Consider the following 1,751-nt stretch of genomic DNA (forward strand, 5'->3'; position numbering starts at 1 on the left):
TTATCAATCATTGGCGCCAAAATCTTCACCGTATTTGCATCACCATGAAGCGCAGGTATATTGAGAAGCCAACGGTTTTTAGTTGTAATTTTATCACTATAAGTAGCCAGCAAATTGCAATTAAAGTGTTGTAATGTTGATGTATCTAACTCAGAAACCAGCGCTACAGCCTCTGGATTAGGAGTCAATTGATTATAGTTTTGATACAACAACACCAACTGTTTAATTGCATTCTCTGCCGATTGACCATCTCTGGTTAATACCCCTTGAATTAAATTCTCATCAATCGGAAATTTCTTAGGGACGCTGTAACACTCAGACAAATACGCAGCTAAATCAAATCGTTGATTTTTTGTTTGATATAACAAAGTAAAATCAAGTTGACCATGTTGAGCCAACATTGTACGTGATTGAGGTTCTTTTACTTTATCTAAAAGAGTAAGAGCTTGTTCCTTATCAATAGACTCAAAGCAAATCACTTCAACCACATTAATTTCATGAATTCCCTTTAATGTTGGTAATTCTTCAATTAAAGATTGGATCACACTTTGGCGTAAATCAGGTTCTAATGAACGAATACAAGCTTGTACATTAGCAATTAACCCTTTTGCTTTTTCTTTTAACATTGGAGTCAACAACAAAGCTTGTTCAAGATCGATAATGGTTCCCTTTAAGCAAGCAAGCAGGGCCGCTTTATATTTCGCTATCGCAGTCAGACTGTATTCAACACACGGTACTTGATGTTGCTGTAGATATTGCAATTCGACACGAGGCAAACATTCAAAATACTCAACATTATGGAAACGATATCGATCATAGTTATCACCACAACGCTCAATAAACTCACTGGTATATTCAGCAAATCCTTTAAAGAATGCAGGTTGTAGATGCGGATATTGAATAATAAAATCACAGCATAAACGTAATGGATGTTGTTGGATATGATCCGATACAGCATTTAAAAAACCATATGCAAATTTATTATTTTTACCATTAAAAAATACTTGGGCTAATCTTTCATTGTATATGTTATTTAACCAACATATATTACCCAGTGATTTTTCTTGCAGTGCCAGCTTCGCTATTGACGCAGGTTCTTTTCCTGTTAGAACAAAATCTAATAAAATTTGAGCATCTTTCTCTGTTTTTGTCCAGGTAGGGAGCTCTTTATTCAATACCGCATAATCATAAGTCTCTTTACGGTCTTGAATTTGTTGATTATTAATCGCTATTTTTGCAATCAATGTATAAATAAGCTCAGGACGTAAACTGCGATCAGGAGTATAAACGTCCCAGATATACTCAGCCCCAAAGCGATCAACCAAAGCCGACAATAACGCTAGGTGGCTATTGCATTCAAATTTAGCAGATGTTTGATAACGGTCGGAATTTAAACAACAAATATAATGATCGTTTATATCACGAAGCAAATAATTGATAAATTCATCTTTCATCTCAGGGTATTGTGCAAGAGCAAGATCCAACTCTTCAAACACAACTTCGGTATTTTTAAAAGAACAATCACTAAAGCAGTTATGAAAATAACTCTTATCTATCCATAAATTCGGATCTAACAACCGAATAATATTATATAAATTTGTTAATATCTGAGATTTTTCTCGTTTTTTTCTCAAATGATCTGCACAAATAAACTTAATGATATATCCAAAATCTTCATCACAATGAAACAGAGCAATGTGATCACGATCATGACAGTAAGGCGAGGCTTTAACTAAAGCCGCATAGATAGA

The 1,751-nt window shown here is 34.4% G+C and carries 1 protein-coding gene; it reads right to left on the minus strand.

The window, feature by feature from the left end; all coding sequences use genetic code 11:
- The coding region (locus I3255_RS14090) for a hypothetical protein (RefSeq protein WP_238039379.1) at positions 1 to 1,751 on the minus strand (1,751 nt) is incomplete at both ends.

The sequence above is a fragment of the Psychrobacter sp. Ps6 genome, assembly GCF_022129235.1.
Lineage (GTDB): Bacteria > Pseudomonadota > Gammaproteobacteria > Pseudomonadales > Moraxellaceae > Psychrobacter.